The sequence below is a fragment of the Clavibacter michiganensis subsp. tessellarius genome, assembly GCF_021922985.1.
GTDB lineage: Bacteria > Actinomycetota > Actinomycetes > Actinomycetales > Microbacteriaceae > Clavibacter > Clavibacter tessellarius.
This window is the reverse complement of sequence record NZ_CP040788.1, coordinates 1,988,484-2,003,953: the sequence shown is the minus strand read 5'-3', so window position 1 is coordinate 2,003,953 and position 15,470 is coordinate 1,988,484. Positions and strand designations below refer to the sequence as shown.

Below are 15,470 nucleotides of genomic sequence, written 5' to 3'. Positions count from 1 at the left end.
CCCGGGGGGCATCGCAGACGTCATATAGCGGACGCCTCGCCGAAAGGAAACAACACAGTGCTCATTGCACAGCGCCCCACGCTCACCGAGGAGACCATCTCGGAGTTCCGCTCGCGGTTCGTCATCGAGCCGCTGGAGCCCGGCTTCGGCTACACGCTCGGCAACTCCCTCCGCCGCACCCTCCTGTCGTCCATCCCCGGCGCGGCCGTCACCAGCATCCGGATCGACGGGGTGCTGCACGAGTTCAGCACCGTCCCCGGCGTGAAGGAGGACGTGACCGAGATCATCCTCAACATCAAGGGCCTCGTCGTCTCCAGCGAGCACGACGAGCCGATCACCGCCTACCTGCGCAAGCAGGGCGCGGGCCAGGTCACGGCCGCCGACATCTCCGCTCCCGCGGGCGTCGAGATCCACAACCCCGAGCTCGTCATCGCCACGCTCAACGAGAAGGCGAAGTTCGAGCTGGAGCTGACGATCGAGCGCGGCCGCGGCTACGTCTCGGCGACCCAGAACCGCAGCGAGTTCAGCGAGGCCGGCCAGATCCCGGTCGACTCGATCTACTCGCCCGTGCTCAAGGTCACCTACCGCGTCGAGGCCACCCGCGCCGGCGAGCGCACCGACTTCGACCGCCTCGTGGTCGACGTCGAGACGAAGTCCGCCATCACGCCGCGCGACGCCATCGCGTCGGCCGGTCGCACGCTCACCGAGCTGTTCGGCCTGGCGCGCGAGCTCAACTCGGCCGCCGAGGGCATCGAGATCGGCCCCGCGCCGGTCGACGCCGTCCTCAGCTCCGAGCTGTCGATGCCCATCGAGGACCTCGACCTCTCGGTCCGGTCGTACAACTGCCTCAAGCGCGAGGGCATCAACAACGTGAGCGAGCTCGTCGCCCTGTCGGAGACGCAGCTCATGAACATCCGCAACTTCGGTCAGAAGTCCGTGGATGAGGTCAAGGACAAGCTGGTCGAGCTGGGTCTGTCGCTGAAGGACGCCGTCCCCGGCTTCGACGGCGCGCACTACTACAGCTACGACGAGGACGAGACCACCACCAACTGACCGTCCGGCCTCGGCCCGACTTCCCTTCGACCACCTTTTACGGAGACATAGACCATGCCCAAGCCCACCAAGGGTCCCCGCCTCGGAGGCGGCCCGGCGCACGAGCGCCTCATGCTCGCGAACCTGGCCCAGAGCCTCTTCGAGCACAAGTCCATCAAGACGACCGAGACGAAGGCCAAGCGCCTGCGTCCCGTCGCCGAGCGCCTGGTGACGTTCGCCAAGCGCGGCGACCTGCACGCCCGCCGCCGCGTCATGGGGATCATCCCCGACAAGAGCGTCGTCCACGAGCTCTTCACGGAGATCGCGCCCCTCGTCGCCGAGCGCGACGGCGGCTACACCCGCATCACGAAGCTCGGCTTCCGCAAGGGCGACAACGCCCCCATGGTGCAGATCGAGCTCGTGCTCGAGCCCGTGACCCCGAAGGTCCGCTCCTCGCGCACCGCGACCGCGTCGGCTCCGGCCGCCGCGGCGCCGGTCGCCGAGGAGACCGAGGTCCCCGTCGAGGAGACCGACGCCGTCGAGCACACGGACGAGACGCCCGCGGAGTCCACCGACGCGGCCGCCGCCGAGGTCGAGGCCGACGCCGCGGAGAAGTCCGACAAGTAGGTCCGCACCGCACCATCCCGAGAGCCCCCGTCGCCCCGCGCGACGGGGGCTCTCGTGCGTCCGGGGACGGATGGGCCGTCCCGGGCGCGGGGGCGGCGGCTGCGGCCGGGGGTGGCGGATCCGGCCCCGGTACCCTGGGAGCATGACCGACAGCAGCACCACCATGCCGGACGACCCCTCCTCCACCGCACCCATCCCGCTCCCCGAGGGTCCCGAGGGGATCACCTGGCGCGCGGTGACACCCGACGACCGGGACGCGCTCGTCGAGCTGCACGGCCTGATCGCCGACGCCGACCACCCCGAGCACCGCCCCACGCACGACGAGGTCGCGATGTCGCTGGGCTTCTCGTACGTGGACCTCTCCCGGGACGCGATCGTCGCCGTCGACGCCGACGGCCGCCTCGCCGCGGAGGGCTCCGCGATCGTCAAGCCGGACGACGAGGCCGTCGTGCGCGGGCACCTCTCGGGCGGCGTCCGGCCCGACCTCCGCCGACGGGGCATCGGCGCGCGCCTGCTCGACTGGCAGGTCGCCCGGGCCACGCAGGCGCTCGCGGTCGCGCAGCCCGCCGACCACGTGGAAGGCCCCGTCCCCACGCGCATGGGGCTCGAGTCCCCGGCCGACTCGGCCGGCGCGACGGCCCTCGCCGAGTCGCGCGGCTTCACGCCGAACCGGTACTTCATCGAGATGCACCGCGACCTGTCCGAGGAGCTCCCCGACGTGCCCGCGCCCGAGGGCCTCCGGCTGATCCCGGTCACGCGCGAGTGGTGGGAGCGCACCCGCCTCGCCAAGAACGAGGTGTTCCGCGACCACTGGGGATCCGAGCCCATCAGCGTCGAGCGGTGGGAGGCGTTCCTGTCGCTGCCGACCGCGCGCGACGACCTGTCCGTGATCGCCGTCACGGGCGACGGCGACGACGCGGTGGTCGCCGGCTTCGCGATGACGGAGGTCTCGCCGCACGACTGGGAGGCGGCCGGCTACACGTCCGCGTACGTCGCCCTCGTCGGCGTGCGCCGCGAGTTCCGCGGCCGGCGCCTCGCGCAGGCGCTCCTGTCCGCGGCCTTCGCGGGGTTCCGCGCCGAGGGGCTCCAGCGCGCGGTCCTCGACGTCGACTCCGACAGCCCCACGGGCGCGCTCGACCTCTACGAGCACCTGGGCTTCACGCAGTCCAGCCGCACCGTGGTGCACGAGCGGGAGGTCGGCATGACCCGGCCGCGGGGATCCGCCGCGCGATGACCGCGGACGAGGCGGCCCCGGGCGGCGCGCGCGTCCGCCTCGACGTGGCCTACGACGGCACGGGCTTCGCCGGCTGGGCGAAGCAGCCCGGCCTCCGCACGGTGCAGGGCGCGCTCGAGGAGGCCATCGCGCAGCTCCTCGCGCGCACGCCGCCCGCGCCGGGGCTCGTCGTCGCGGGCCGGACCGACGCGGGGGTGCACGCGACCGGGCAGGTCGCGCACCTCGACCTGACGGACGCGCAGGTCGCGTCCCTCGACCGCCCGCCGCGGGGGAGGGCCGCCGACGCCGCGGGGGGAGCGGATCACGTCCCGTCCGTCGAGCGGGCGGCGGCCGCGCTGGCCCGGCGGATGAACGGCGTGCTCGGCGCGCGCTCCGACGTGGTCGTCACGGCCTGCACCCCGGCGCCGGCCGGGTTCGACGCGCGCTTCTCCGCCACCTGGCGCGCCTACCGGTACCGGATCGCCGACGCCGCGGGCCCCCGCGACCCGCTGCAGCGGCACCGCACGGTCGAGGTCCCGGTCGAGCTCGACGCCGCCGTGCTCCAGCAGGCGGCCGACGCGCTGCTCGGCCTGCACGACTTCGCCGCCTACTGCAAGCCGCGGGAGGGGGCGTCCACCATCCGCACGCTGCAGGAGCTGACCTGGACGCGCGCTCACGACGGCGCGCTCGAGGCCGTCGTGCGGGCGGACGCCTTCTGCCACAGCATGGTGCGCGCGCTCGTCGGCGCGTGCGTCGCCGCCGCATCCGGCCGCGCGACGGTCGCCCGGCTGCGCGAGCTGCTGGAGGTCCGCGAGCGGACCAGCGAGTTCAGCGTCATGCCGGCGCGCGGCCTCGTGCTCGAGCGGGTGGGCTACCCGGCCGACGACGGGCTGGAGGCGCGCAACGCCATCACCCGGAACAGGCGCGGCGCGCACGAGGTGGATCCGGCCGCGGAGGGCGCGGCGGGGGCCGCGCGCGCCCTCGCCCGGCTCGCCGACACGCCCGGGATTGCCTGATCCGCTCCGATCGCGTACTCTGAACCGGTTGTCTGCACGCCTGCGTGCGGCACGTACAAGGTTGAGCCCTCCACCGGATGCGTTCTCGTCAGAACGCCCACGGAGCGGGATCCACGACCATCTCACCTCGAAAAGAAGGCAGTCAGATCAATGACGCGCACCTATTCCCCCAAGGCCAGTGAGGTCCAGCACGACTGGGTCGTCATCGACGCCACGGACATCGTCCTCGGCCGTCTCGCCAGCCACGCCGCCGCGCTCCTGCGCGGCAAGCACAAGGCCACGTTCGCCCCCCACATGGACATGGGCGACTTCGTGATCATCGTCAACGCCGAGAAGGTGGCGCTCACGGGCCAGAAGCTCGAGAAGAAGCTGGCCTACCGCCACTCCGGCTACCCGGGCGGCCTCACGGCCACCACCTACGTCGAGATGCTCGAGAAGCACCCCACGCGCGCGGTCGAGAAGGCCATCCGCGGCATGCTGCCGAAGAACTCGCTGGGTGCGGCGCAGCTGAAGAAGCTCAAGGTCTACGCGGGCCCCGAGCACCCCCACGCTGCTCAGCAGCCCACCCCGTACACCCTCGGCCAGGTCGCTCAGTAGCTCCGGCTGCCGACAGCGACGACCAAAGACCTCAGAAGGAATCGAACCCAGTGGCTCAGATCTCAGACTCCCTCGACGTGGCTCCCGAGAGCTTCTCGACCGAGACCCCGAACGAGGAGGCCCCCAAGGCCCCCCGCGCGGTCCTCAACGTGTCCGGCGGCGCCGTCGGACGACGCAAGCAGGCCATCGCCCGCGTGCGCCTCGTCCCCGGCTCCGGCTCGATCACGGTCAACGGCCGTGAGTTCGCGGACTACTTCCCCAACAAGCTGCACCAGCAGCTCGTCAACGACCCGTTCAAGGTCCTCGACCTCCTCGGCAGCTACGACGTCGTCGCGCGCATCTCCGGCGGTGGCCCCTCCGGCCAGGCAGGCGCGCTGCGCCTCGGCATCGCCCGCGCCCTCAACGAGATCGACGAGGAGAACAACCGCGCCACGCTGAAGAAGAACGGCTTCCTCAGCCGCGACGCGCGCGTCAAGGAGCGCAAGAAGGCCGGACTCAAGAAGGCCCGCAAGGCGCCCCAGTTCTCGAAGCGCTAAGGCGCTCGGGCACCCCGGCAGCCATGCCCCGGCTCTTCGGCACGGACGGCGTTCGCGGCCTCGCCAACGGCGAGACCATCACCGCGGACCTCGCCCTGCGCCTGGCCCAGGCCGCCGCGCACGTGCTCGGCCAGGACGCCCGGGATTCCGGACGACGACCCACCGCGGTCGTCGCCCGGGATCCCCGCGTCTCCGGCGAGTTCATCGCGGCGGCCGTGGCCGCCGGCCTCGCGAGCTCCGGCGTCGACGTGTTCGACGCCGGGGTCATCCCGACGCCGGCAGCGGCCTACCTCATCGCGGACGTCCACGCCGACTTCGGCGTGATGATCTCCGCGTCGCACAACCCCGCTCCCGACAACGGGATCAAGATCTTCGCCGCCGGCGGACGGAAGCTCGCCGACGAGCTCGAGGACCGCGTCGAGGCGCAGCTGAGCCAGCCCGTCCTGCTCCCCACGGGAGCCGACGTCGGCCGCATCCGCCGCTTCGCGGACGCCGAGGACCGCTACGTCCTCCACCTGCTCGGCACGCTGCAGCACCGGCTCGACGGGATCCACGTGGTCCTCGACTGCGCGCACGGGGCCGCCGCCGGCATCAGCCCCGAGGTCTTCACGGACGCGGGCGCGCGCGTCACCGTCATCGGCAACGACCCCGACGGCATGAACATCAACGACCGGGTCGGGTCCACGCACCTCGACCTGCTCGCGGAGGCCGTCCTCCAGCACGGCGCCGACGTGGGCATCGCGCACGACGGCGACGCCGACCGCTGCCTCGCGGTCGACCACACCGGCCAGATCATCGACGGCGACCAGATCATGGCGGTGCTCGCGCTCTCCATGGCCCGCCGCGGCCTGCTCGCCGAGCGCACGCTCGTGGCGACGGTGATGAGCAACCTGGGCTTGCGCATCGCCATGGCCGAGAACGACGTCACCGTGCTGCAGACGCGGGTGGGCGACCGCTACGTGCTCGAGGCCATGAACGAGGGCGGCTACTCGCTCGGCGGCGAGCAGTCCGGCCACCTCGTCATCGCGGAGCACGCGACGACCGGCGACGGGATCCTCACGGGCATCCAGCTGCTCGGCGAGATGGCGGCCACGGGCAAGAGCCTCCGCGAGCTCGCGTCCGTCATGACCGTCTACCCGCAGGTCATGATCAACGTCCGCGGCGTCGACCGCGATCGCGTGGGCGACGACGCCGAGCTCGCCGCCGCCGTCGCGCGCGCCGAGGCCGAGCTGGGCGACACCGGCCGCATCCTCCTGCGCGCCTCGGGCACCGAGCCGATGATCCGCGTGATGGTGGAGGCCGCCGACCAGGCGACCGCCGAGCGCCACGCCCAGGAGCTCGCTGCGCTCGTCACGGAGCGCCTCGCCATCTAGCCGCGTCCGCAGGCTCCGTCGCCCTCGCGGGCGGCGGCTGCGTCAGAGCTTGCGGAGCGCCACGCTCGTGACCGAGTGGTCCGGGCCCTTGCGCAGCACGAGCGTCGCGCGCGACCGGGTCGGCCGGATGTTCTGCTCGAGGTTCGGCTCGTTGATGCTCGACCAGATGCGCCGCGCGTGCGCCACCGCCTCGTCGGCGCTGAGGCCGGCGTAGCGGTGGAAGTACGAGCGCGGGTTGCTGAAGGCGCCGCGCTGGAGGCTGAGGAAGCGCTCCTCGTACCACTGCGCGATGTCGTGCGTGCGGGCGTCCACGTAGATCGAGAAGTCGAAGAGGTCGCTGACCGCGAGCTTCGCCCCCGAGGCCGACGGCTGCAGCACGTTGAGGCCCTCGATGATGAGCACGTCCGGCTGCCGCACGACGACCTCGGCGCCCGGCACGATGTCGTACGCGAGGTGCGAGTAGAACGGCGCGCGCACCTCGGGGACGCCGCTCTTCACCTGCGTGACGAACCGCAGCAGCGCGCGCCGGTCGTACGACTCGGGGAAGCCCTTGCGCTCCATGAGGCCGCGGCGCTCGAGCTCGGCGTTCGGGTGCAGGAAGCCATCGGTGGTGACGAGCTCGACGCGCGGGGTGTCGTCCCAGCGGGCCAGCATCTCGCGGAGCAGGCGGGCGACGGTCGACTTGCCGACGGCCACGGATCCCGCGACGCCGATGACGAACGGCGTGCTCTTGGCGCGCTCGCCGAGGAACGCGCTCGTCTCGCGGTGCAGCTTCTTCGTGCCGGAGACGTAGAGGTTGAGCAGCCGGCTGAGCGGGAGGTAGACGTCGCCGACCTCGCGCATGTCGAGCCGGTCGCCGATGCCGCGGAGCTGCACGACCTCGGTCTCGCGGAGCGGGAGGTGCGTGGCGGGCGCGAGAGCGGCCCAGTCGGCCCGGGCGATCTCCACGAACGGGGAGACGTTGCCATGGCTCGTCGGGTGTCCCGTCGCGGTGTCTGGCATGGCTCGTTCATCCTATGGCGGGGCGCGAGCCGTGACCGAGCCGCGGGGGCGCGCCCGGCGCGCGGCACGCGCAGGGGATCCGCGATCCCCGACGGTAAACTCGGCTCCCATGTGCGGAATCGTGGGTTACGTCGGTGAGGCCAGGAGCCTCGAGGTCCTCCTCGGGGGACTGCGGAGGCTGGAGTACCGCGGATACGACTCCGCGGGCGTCGCGGTGCTGGACGCCGACGGCACGCTCGGCGTCCGCAAGCGCGCCGGCAAGCTCGACCGCCTCCTGGAGGACCTCGAGGCGTCGCCGCTCCCGAACGGATCCACCGGCATCGGCCACACGCGCTGGGCGACCCACGGCGGACCCACGGACCGCAACGCGCACCCGCACCTGGGCGACGACGGCAAGCTCGCCCTCATCCACAACGGCATCATCGAGAACTTCGCGGAGCTCAAGGACGACCTCCTCGCGGACGGCTACGAGTTCCACAGCGACACCGACACCGAGGTCGCGGCGCAGCTGCTCGGCCGCGAGTACGGGATCACGCACGACCTCGAGCAGGCGTTCCGCAACACCGTGAGCCGGCTCGAGGGCGCGTTCACGCTCCTCGCCGTGCACCGCGACCAGCCCGGCCTCGTGGTCGGCGCCCGCCGCAACTCGCCGCTCGTCATCGGGCTCGGCGAGGGGGAGAACTTCCTCGGATCCGACGTCGCCGCGTTCGTGGAGTTCACGCGCCGCGCGGTCGCCATCGGGCAGGACCAGATGGTCGCCATCCGCCCCGACTCCGTCACGGTCACCGACTTCCACGGCGCGCCCGTCGAGACGCACGAGTTCGAGATCGCCTGGGACGCCTCCGCCAGCGAGAAGGGCGGCTGGTCGAGCTTCATGGCGAAGGAGATCAGCGAGGGCCCGGACGCCGTGGCGAACACGCTGCGCGGCCGCATCGTCGACGGCGTCGTCGTACTGCCCGACCTCGACGCCATCGGCGAGGTCGACCTCGCGGACATCTCGCGCGTCGTCATCGTCGCGTGCGGCACGGCCGCCTACTCCGGCATCCTCGGCAAGTACGCCATCGAGAAGTGGGCCCGCGTGCCCGTCGAGGTGGAGCTCGCGCACGAGTTCCGCTACCGCGACCCGGTGCTCGACGCGACGACGCTCGTCATCTCCATCAGCCAGTCGGGCGAGACGATGGACACCCTGCTCGCCGTCCGCTACGCCCGCGAGGCGGGCGCGCGCGTGCTGTCCATCTGCAACACCCAGGGCGCCACGATCCCGCGCGAGTCCGAGGCGGTCGTCTACACGCACGCCGGCCCCGAGGTGGCGGTCGCGTCGACCAAGGCGTTCGTCGCGCAGGTCGCCGCGCTCTACCTCTTCGGCCTGCACCTGGCGCGCATCCGCGGCACGCTCTCGGCCGACGAGATCGTGGAGAACACCGAGGAGCTGCTCGCGGTCCCCGAGAAGCTCGCGACCGTCGTGGAGCAGGGCGAGAAGATCAGCCAGCTCGCGAAGTGGATGGCGGACACCCGCGCCGTGCTCTTCCTCGGCCGCAACGTCGGCTTCCCCGTCGCGCTCGAGGGCGCGCTGAAGCTCAAGGAGCTCGCCTACATCCACGCCGAGGGGTTCGCCGCGGGCGAGCTCAAGCACGGGCCCATCGCGCTGATCGAGCCGGGCCAGCCCGTGTTCGTGATCGTGCCGAGCCCGACGCACCAGCTCGCGCTGCACAAGAAGGTCATCTCCAACATCGAGGAGATCCGCGCGCGCGGGGCCCGCGTCATCGCGATCGCCGAGCAGGGCGACGCGTTCGTCCTGCCGCACGCCGACGAGGTCATCCCGATCCCGCTCGCCGCGCCGCTGTTCGAGCCGCTCCTCGCCGTCACGCCGCTCCAGATCTTCGCGATGGAGCTCGCGGCGGCCAAGGGCCTCGACGTCGACCAGCCGCGCAACCTCGCGAAGTCCGTCACCGTCGAGTGACCGGCCGCGCGTGATCAGGGGCATCGGCGTCGACGTGGTCGACGTGGCGCGCTTCGCCCGGAGCGCCGAGCGCACGCCGGGCCTCGTGCCGCGCCTGTTCGCGCCGGCCGAGCGGCCCCTGCCCGCGCGCTCGCTGGCGGCGCGGTTCGCGGCCAAGGAGGCGCTGATCAAGGCGCTCGGCGGCCCGGGCGGCATCAGCTGGCAGGACATGGAGGTCGTGCGCGACGACCACGGCGACCCGTCGTTCCGGGTGCGCGGGGCCGTCGCCGAGGTGGCGGCGGAGCGCGGCGTGACGCGGATCCACCTGAGCATGAGCCACGACGCCGGCCTCGCGACCGCGTTCGTGGTGACCGAGGGGGAGGGCCGATGACCGACGAGGCCACCGTCCAGCTCCCGGCCGCCCTCCGGCGCGAGGCGCGCATCGACGCCGGCGCCATCTCCGCGAACGTCCGCACCCTGCGCGCCGCCACGGGCGCTCCGCTCGTGATGGCCGTGGTCAAGGCCGACGGCTACGGGCACGGGGCGGTCGCGTCCGCGCGCGCTGCGCTGGCCGGAGGGGCCGACCGGCTGGGCGTGGTCGACATCCGCGAGGCCCTCGCGCTGCGGGCCGCCGGCATCGAGGCGCCCATCCTCACCTGGATGCACGCGCCCGGCGCCGACTTCGCCGCCGCGATCGCCGCCCACGTCGACCTCGGCCTCAACAGCCTCCGCCAGGTGCGCGAGGCCGCCGCGGCCGCGCGCGCGATCGGCCGGCCCGCCGAGGTCCACCTCAAGGTCGACACGGGCCTCGGCCGCAACGGCGTCACCGCGGCGGAGTGGCCGGGCGTCGTCGCCGAGGTCGCGCGGCTCGTCGCGGAGGGCGCGCTGCGGCTGGGCGGCGTGTTCAGCCACCTCGCCAACGCCGGCGCCGAGGAGGACCTCGCGCAGGTGCGCGCGTTCGAGGCGGCCGTGGACGCGGTACGGGCCGCGGGGCTCGAGCCCGGGATCCGCCACCTCGCCGCCACCGCGGGGGCGCTGCGCGTGCCCGAGGCGCGCTTCGACATGGTGCGGCTCGGCATCGGGATCTACGGCATCTCGCCGCTCGACGGCGTCACCTCGGCCGAACTCGGCCTCGTGCCCGCCATGACCCTCGTCGGCAGCGTCGTCGCGGTGAAGGCCGTGCCCGCCGACACCGGCGTCTCCTACGGCTACACCTACCGCACGACCCGCGCCACGACCCTCGCGCTCGTCTCGCTCGGCTTCGCCGACGGCGTGCCGCGGCTCGCGAGCAACCGCGCGCCCGTCGCGATCCACGGCGCGCGCTTCCGGGTGAGCGGCCGGATCGCCATGGACCAGTTCGTGGTCGACGTGGGCGACGGCGTCGTCGACGGCCGGCCGGTGGCGGTGGGCGACGACGCCGTGCTGTTCGGGGATCCGGCCGTCGGCGCCCCCTCGGTGGAGGAGTGGGCCGAGGCGACCGGCACCATCGGCTACGAGATCGTCACGCGCGTCGCCGGCCGCGTGACGCGGAGGCACGTCCCATGACCGGACCCGCGCACGCCGCGGACGCGACCGTCCCCGCTCCGACGGCTCCCGCTCCGCAGGCGCCCGGCCGCCGCGCCGTGGTCGACCTCGACGCGATCCGCCACAACGTCCGCACGCTCGCGGCGCTCGCCGCCCCCGCCCGCACGATGGTCGCCGTGAAGGCCGACGCGTACGGCCACGGCGCCCTGCAGGTCGCGCGCGCGGCCCTCGAGTCCGGGGCGGAGAGCCTCGCGGTGCTCGACGTCGCGTCCGCCGTTGAGCTGCGCCGCGCCGGGATCACGGCCCGCCTCCTCGCCTGGCTGCACGGGGTCGACACCGACTTCCGCGTGGCGGTCGAGGAGGGGATCGACCTGGGCGTCTCGGCGCTGTGGGAGCTGGAGCGCATCGCCGCGGCCGGCCGCGCCACGGGGATCCGCGCCCGCGTGCACCTCAAGGCCGACACCGGGCTCAGCCGCAACGGCGCCACCCCCGAGATGTGGCCCGACCTCGTGCGCGCGGCCGTCGCCGCCGACGCCGCGGGCGAGCTCACGCTGCACGCGCTCTGGTCGCACCTCGCCGACGCCTCGCCCGAGGACGACGACGCCGCGCTCGCCCGCTTCCACGAGGCCGTCCGCGTCGCCGAGGAGCTGGGCGCGCGGCCGGTCGAGAAGCACCTCGCGGCCAGCTCCGCCGGGATCCGCCTGCCCGCCGCCCGCTTCGACATGGTGCGGTTCGGCATCGCCGTCTACGGCATCTCGCCCTTCGACGACCGCTCCGGCCGCGACCTCGGCCTCATCCCGGCCATGACGCTCGAGGCGGACGTCGTCTCCGTGAAGCGCGTCGAGGCGGGCCAGGGCGTGTCCTACGGGCTCGACCACCGCACGACCGGCCCCTCCACCCTCGCGCTCGTGCCGCTCGGCTACGGCGACGGGATCCCGCGCATCGCCGGCCCCCGCGCGTCGGTGCTGCTGAACGGGCGCCGCTTCCCGGTCGCCGGCCGCATCGCCATGGACCAGCTCGTGCTCGACGTCGGCGACCTGCCCGTCGAGGTCGGCGACACCGCCGTGATCCTCGGCACCGGCGACCGCGGCGAGCCCACCGCCGAGGAGTGGGCCGGCTGGGCCGAGACCATCGGCGACGAGATCGTCACGCGCGTCGGGCCGCGCGTGGACCGGGTCCACCTGCACGAGCGCGATGCCGGGGCCGCGGCCGGCACCGAGGACGCGGACGCGCCCGCCGCCGAGACCGTCTCCGACGAGCTCGTCCCCGTCCCCACCCCCGACGCCATGGAGGAGCTCGGCCGCGCCTTCGCCCGCGAGCTCGGCGCGGGCGACCTCGTCGTCCTCTCCGGCCCGCTCGGCGCGGGCAAGACCACGTTCACCCGCGGCCTCGGCGCGGGCCTCGGCGTCCGCGGCCCGGTCACGAGCCCCACGTTCGTGCTCGCCCGCACCCACCCGAGCCTCGTCGACGGGCCGCCGCTCGTGCACGTCGACGCCTACCGGCTGGCCGACGCCCGCGAGCTCGACGACCTCGACGTCGACTTCGCGCGCTCGGTCGTGGTCGTCGAGTGGGGCGAGGGCAAGCTCGACGGAGTCGCCGAGGAGTGGTGGGACCTCCGGATCGCGCGGCCCACGGGCGCCGGCGACCGGGATCCGGACTCCGCGGACGCGGATGACGCGGACGCCGCCGACCCCGACGAGGCCCCCGAGGAGCCCCGCACGGTCCGGGTCCGCCGCCTGCGCGCGCGCCCCCGCGCCTAGACTCGTCCAGTGCTCCTCGCGATCGACACCTCCGCCGGAACGGGCGTCGCCGTGATCGACCCCGACGGCCGCGTGCTCGCCGAGCGCCAGGAGGAAGACACGATGCGGCACGCCGAGGTCATCGGCACCCTCCTCGACGAGTGCCTCTCCGCCTCGGGCGTGGAGCGCTGCGACATCCGGGCCGTCGTCGCCGGCATGGGACCCGGCCCCTTCACCGGCCTCCGCGTCGGCATCGCCGCGGCCCGCGTGCTCGCCACGGGCCTCGACGTCCGCGTGATCCCCGTGGTCAGCCACGACGCCGTCGCCCACGACCACTACGCGGCGGGCGGCACCGGATCCCTGGTGGTCGTCACCGACGCGCGCCGCCGCGAGCTGTACTGGTCCGTCTACCGCGCCCCCGTCGACGGCGGCGTCGCCGAGCGCACCGCGGGCCCCGGCCTCAGCAAGCCCGACGACGTGCCGGCCGCCGACCACCGCATCGACGCCGCCGGGATCCGCGCGGCCTCGCTCGCGCAGGTCGCCCGCCGGATGGACGCGCTCGACCTCCCCTTCGCCCCCGACGAGGCCCTCTACCTGCGCTCGCCCGACGTCACCGTCTCGGCCGGCCCGAAGCGGGTCACGTCGTGAGCGTGCTCTTCCGCCCGGCGACGCTCGACGACCTCGGGGCGCTCATGCACCTGGAGACGACCACGTTCGTCACCGACGCGTGGTCGTCCGACGCGATGCGCGGCGAGCTCGCGTCCCGTCACGGCTGGTACGCGGTCGCCGTCGACGAGGGGACCGACGCGATCCTCGGCTACGCCGGCCTCTCCTGCCCGCGCGGGGCGCAGGCCGCCGACGTGCAGACCATCGCCGTCGCCGAGCCCGCCCGCGGTCGCGGCATCGGACGCGCGCTGCTCACCCGCCTCGTCGCCGAGGCGCACGCCCGGGGCGCGCGCGAGGTGCTGCTGGAGGTGCGCGCCGACAACCCCGTCGCCCAGGCGCTGTACTCCTCGCTCGGCTTCGAGGCGATCGCCGTCCGCCCGCACTACTACCAGCCGGACGACGTCGACGCGGTCGTGATGCGCGTCGCCCTCGGCGCGACCCCGCCGTCCGTGGCCGACCCGCGCGACGCCGCCGCGCCGGTCGCCGAGGCCGCCGATGCCGCCGAGGCCGGCGACGCCGCCTGCGCCGACGAGGACGAGTGCGACGCGACCGCGGGCCCCCTGGTGCTCGGCATCGAGACCTCCTGCGACGAGACCGGCATCGGGATCGTCCGCGGCCAGACCCTCCTCGCCAACGTCATCTCCAGCTCCATGGACGAGCACGCGCGCTACGGCGGCGTGGTGCCCGAGGTCGCCGCCCGCGCGCACCTCGAGGCGCTGACCCCGGCCATCGACGCGGCCCTCGAGGAGGCGGGCGTCACGCTCGCCGAGCTCGACGCGATCGCCGTCACCGCGGGCCCCGGCCTCTCCGGCGCGCTCATGGTGGGCGTCGGCGCGGCGAAGGCGCTCGCCGTGGCCCTCGACATCCCGCTGCACGGCGTCAACCACCTCGTCGGCCACGTCGGCGCCGACCTGCTCAGCGTCGACGGCGGATCCGGCCGCCCGCTCGAGACGCCCTCCATCGCGCTGCTCGTCTCCGGCGGCCACACCTCGCTGCTGCTCGTGCGCGACCTGGTCGACGACGTCGAGCTCCTCGGCGAGACCATCGACGACGCCGCGGGCGAGGCCTTCGACAAGGTCGCCCGCGTGCTCGGCCTGCCGTACCCGGGCGGCCCGCACATCGACCGGGTCGCGGCCGACGGCGACCCGAAGGCGATCCGCTTCCCCCGCGGGCTCTCCCTCCCGAAGGACATGGAGCGCCACCGCTACGACTTCTCCTTCTCCGGCCTCAAGACCGCGGTCGCCCGCTGGGTCGAGAAGCGCCAGGACGCGGGCGAGCCCGTGCCGGTCGCCGACGTCGCCGCGAGCTTCCGCGAGGCCGTCGTCGACGTGCTGCTCACGAAGGCCGTCGCCGCGTGCGTCGACCACGGGATCCCGCGCCTCCTCCTCGGCGGCGGCGTGGTCGCCAACGCGCGCGTGCGGGAGCTGGCGGCCGAGCGCTGCGCGGCCGCGGGCATCGAGCTGCGGATCCCGCCCCTGTCGCTCTGCACCGACAACGGCGCCATGATCGCGGCGCTCGGCGCGCGCCTGATCGAGTCGGGCCGGGCCCCGTCCGGGCTCGCGTTCGGCGCCGACTCCACGCTGCCGGTCACGGTCGTCCAGGTCGGCTGATCCGCCCGTGCCCCCATTACGGGGACCTTTCGCGGCTATTTCCCGAACAGGAGAATCCCGGGGCACGCATCACGGTATGTTCCCAGGGACGAAAGGAACGACAATGACCGATCCGCAGAACCCGGACCGCTCCAACGACGGCTTCCCGCCCGCGCCGAGCCAGCCCGCCTACCCGGCCGCTCCCGCCGCCGGCTCCGACTCGCCCTACGCGGCGCCCTACCAGCCCGGCCAGGGCGGTGCGCCGAAGAAGGGCCTCGCCATCACGTCGATGGTGCTCGGCATCGTCTCGGTCGTGCTCTGCCTGCCGCTGTGGTTCCTGACGTTCTTCGTCGGACTCGCGGGCCTCATCACCGGCATCCTCGCGCGCAAGCGCAACCCGGAGTCGAAGGGCTTCTGGATCACCGGCATCATCACCTCCATCGTCGGCATCATCCTGAGCGCGATCATCGCGATCGGCGTCATCGCGGTCATCACGTCGGCCGTGAACACGGGCGAGATCAACGGCACCCCGATCCCCGTCGCGCCGTAGCACGCACCACCCGCACCACCACGACGCGGCCGTCCCCTCGGGGGCGGCCGCGTCGTCGCGTCCGGGC

At 73.8% G+C, this 15,470-nt stretch carries 15 protein-coding genes; 14 read left to right on the top strand and 1 reads right to left on the bottom strand.

The genetic code is table 11. The annotated features are described in order from the left end of the window. Positions 1-57 precede the first annotated feature (57 nt). The 7 genes from FGG90_RS09195 (at position 58) to glmM (ending at position 6,394) form a co-directional block, all read left to right on the top strand. A complete protein-coding gene (locus FGG90_RS09195; RefSeq protein ID WP_086517187.1) occupies positions 58-1,053 on the top strand; it encodes a DNA-directed RNA polymerase subunit alpha in 996 nt (331 codons plus the stop codon). A 54-nt stretch (positions 1,054-1,107) separates the two neighbouring features. Beyond that, on the top strand, positions 1,108-1,659 hold the full coding sequence (rplQ, locus tag FGG90_RS09190; RefSeq protein ID WP_094127778.1) for a 50S ribosomal protein L17: 552 nt from the start codon (positions 1,108-1,110) through the stop codon (positions 1,657-1,659). A 142-nt stretch (positions 1,660-1,801) separates the two neighbouring features. Next, the gene (locus FGG90_RS09185; protein ID WP_237583288.1) at positions 1,802-2,893 is read left to right on the top strand and encodes a GNAT family N-acetyltransferase; all 1,092 of its coding nucleotides are present in this window, start codon (positions 1,802-1,804) and stop codon (positions 2,891-2,893) included. After that, a complete protein-coding gene (truA, locus tag FGG90_RS09180; RefSeq protein WP_094127781.1) occupies positions 2,890-3,888 on the top strand; it encodes a tRNA pseudouridine(38-40) synthase TruA in 999 nt (332 codons plus the stop codon). Before FGG90_RS09185 ends, truA begins: the two co-directional genes overlap by 4 nt. A gap of 150 nt (positions 3,889-4,038) precedes the next feature. After that, the gene (rplM, locus tag FGG90_RS09175; RefSeq protein ID WP_012039269.1) at positions 4,039-4,485 is read left to right on the top strand and encodes a 50S ribosomal protein L13; all 447 of its coding nucleotides are present in this window, start codon (positions 4,039-4,041) and stop codon (positions 4,483-4,485) included. Positions 4,486-4,535: 50 nt separating this feature from the next. Continuing rightward, the gene (gene rpsI, locus FGG90_RS09170; RefSeq protein ID WP_043668864.1) at positions 4,536-5,021 is read left to right on the top strand and encodes a 30S ribosomal protein S9; all 486 of its coding nucleotides are present in this window, start codon (positions 4,536-4,538) and stop codon (positions 5,019-5,021) included. 23 nt (positions 5,022-5,044) lie between these two features. Next, positions 5,045-6,394, top strand: coding sequence for a phosphoglucosamine mutase (gene glmM / locus FGG90_RS09165; RefSeq protein WP_094127784.1), 1,350 nt, complete (start codon positions 5,045-5,047; stop codon positions 6,392-6,394). Between the two features lie 42 nt (positions 6,395-6,436). Here glmM and coaA read toward each other — a convergent pair whose 3' ends face one another. Beyond that, a complete protein-coding gene (gene coaA, locus FGG90_RS09160; RefSeq protein WP_094127787.1) occupies positions 6,437-7,396 on the bottom strand; it encodes a type I pantothenate kinase in 960 nt (319 codons plus the stop codon). A 109-nt stretch (positions 7,397-7,505) separates the two neighbouring features. Here coaA and glmS point away from each other — a divergent pair, with 109 nt between their 5' ends. From glmS to FGG90_RS09125, 7 genes are all read left to right on the top strand, one after another. After that, on the top strand, positions 7,506-9,356 hold the full coding sequence (gene glmS / locus FGG90_RS09155) for a glutamine--fructose-6-phosphate transaminase (isomerizing) (RefSeq protein WP_094127790.1): 1,851 nt from the start codon (positions 7,506-7,508) through the stop codon (positions 9,354-9,356). A gap of 10 nt (positions 9,357-9,366) precedes the next feature. After that, entirely contained in the window at positions 9,367-9,726 is a 360-nt protein-coding gene (locus tag FGG90_RS09150) for a holo-ACP synthase (RefSeq protein WP_094127793.1), read from the top strand. Beyond that, positions 9,723-10,880, top strand: a complete 1,158-nt coding sequence (alr, locus tag FGG90_RS09145; protein WP_094127796.1) for an alanine racemase — start codon at positions 9,723-9,725, stop codon at positions 10,878-10,880. The genes FGG90_RS09150 and alr (FGG90_RS09145) overlap by 4 nt, the downstream gene beginning before the upstream one ends. Then, the gene (gene alr, locus FGG90_RS09140) at positions 10,877-12,619 is read left to right on the top strand and encodes an alanine racemase (protein ID WP_237583286.1); all 1,743 of its coding nucleotides are present in this window, start codon (positions 10,877-10,879) and stop codon (positions 12,617-12,619) included. The genes alr (FGG90_RS09145) and alr (FGG90_RS09140) overlap by 4 nt, the downstream gene beginning before the upstream one ends. A gap of 9 nt (positions 12,620-12,628) precedes the next feature. Further along, positions 12,629-13,246: a tRNA (adenosine(37)-N6)-threonylcarbamoyltransferase complex dimerization subunit type 1 TsaB gene (tsaB, locus tag FGG90_RS09135; protein ID WP_094127799.1), complete on the top strand. Its 618-nt coding sequence runs from the start codon at positions 12,629-12,631 to the stop codon at positions 13,244-13,246. Then, positions 13,243-14,874 carry a tRNA (adenosine(37)-N6)-threonylcarbamoyltransferase complex transferase subunit TsaD gene (gene tsaD / locus FGG90_RS09130; RefSeq protein WP_094127802.1) on the top strand — a complete coding sequence of 544 codons (1,632 nt, stop codon included), beginning with the start codon at positions 13,243-13,245 and terminating at the stop codon, positions 14,872-14,874. The genes tsaB and tsaD overlap by 4 nt, the downstream gene beginning before the upstream one ends. A 103-nt stretch (positions 14,875-14,977) precedes the next feature. After that, entirely contained in the window at positions 14,978-15,403 is a 426-nt protein-coding gene (locus tag FGG90_RS09125; RefSeq protein ID WP_094127805.1) for a DUF4190 domain-containing protein, read from the top strand. Positions 15,404-15,470: the final 67 nt, after the last annotated feature.

Excerpts from the sequence above, each read along its gene's own strand:
- rplQ (WP_094127778.1), top strand. The coding sequence starts at position 1,108 with ATGCCCAAGCCCACCAAGGGTCCCCGCCTCGGAGGCGGCCCGGCGCAC.
- FGG90_RS09185 (WP_237583288.1), top strand. The coding sequence starts at position 1,802 with ATGACCGACAGCAGCACCACCATGCCGGACGACCCCTCCTCCACCGCA.
- truA (WP_094127781.1), top strand. The coding sequence starts at position 2,890 with ATGACCGCGGACGAGGCGGCCCCGGGCGGCGCGCGCGTCCGCCTCGAC.
- rplM (WP_012039269.1), top strand. The coding sequence starts at position 4,039 with ATGACGCGCACCTATTCCCCCAAGGCCAGTGAGGTCCAGCACGACTGG.
- glmM (WP_094127784.1), top strand. The coding sequence starts at position 5,045 with ATGCCCCGGCTCTTCGGCACGGACGGCGTTCGCGGCCTCGCCAACGGC.
- coaA (WP_094127787.1), bottom strand. The coding sequence starts at position 7,396 with ATGCCAGACACCGCGACGGGACACCCGACGAGCCATGGCAACGTCTCC.
- glmS (WP_094127790.1), top strand. The coding sequence starts at position 7,506 with ATGTGCGGAATCGTGGGTTACGTCGGTGAGGCCAGGAGCCTCGAGGTC.
- alr (WP_094127796.1), top strand. The coding sequence starts at position 9,723 with ATGACCGACGAGGCCACCGTCCAGCTCCCGGCCGCCCTCCGGCGCGAG.
- alr (WP_237583286.1), top strand. The coding sequence starts at position 10,877 with ATGACCGGACCCGCGCACGCCGCGGACGCGACCGTCCCCGCTCCGACG.
- FGG90_RS09125 (WP_094127805.1), top strand. The coding sequence starts at position 14,978 with ATGACCGATCCGCAGAACCCGGACCGCTCCAACGACGGCTTCCCGCCC.